We start from the raw sequence: 424 nt of genomic DNA on the forward strand, positions 1-424 counted from the left end.
GCGTCTCCTGGCCCAGCACATAGCCGAGGCCGTCCGCCTTGTACGGCAGCCGCCAGACCACGCGCGGGCCGCCCGTGCGCGGCGGCGGCGCGTCCGGGACGGGACGGCGGCCGCGCAGTTCGGGGTCCACCGCCACGGTGCACAGCACGGCGAAAGAGGCGCCGTGCGGCGACCATTCGGCCGAGAGCACCGTGACGTCCAGCGCACCCACCTGCCGCGCCTCCCCGCCGTGGCGGGAGATCACGAACACCTGGCTCTGCCCGTTGCGCGAGGAAATGAACGCCACCTGGCTGCCGTCCGGTGACCAGCGCGGGCTGTTGTCCGAAGTGCCCGCCGTGAGCGGCCAGGGTGCGGCCCCGCCATCCAGGGGCACGCACCAGAGCGCGGTCTCCGCGCGGTCGGCCGCCGCGTTGACGCCCTGCAC

1 pseudogene is annotated in these 424 nt (G+C 75.2%); it reads right to left on the bottom strand.

Annotated features, from left to right (window positions below):
• Positions 1-424, bottom strand: a pseudogene (locus GVL03_RS20815) (PD40 domain-containing protein); the annotation flags it as partial.

The sequence above is a fragment of the Microbacterium sp. 18062 genome (assembly GCF_902706225.1).
Lineage (GTDB): Bacteria > Actinomycetota > Actinomycetes > Actinomycetales > Microbacteriaceae > Microbacterium.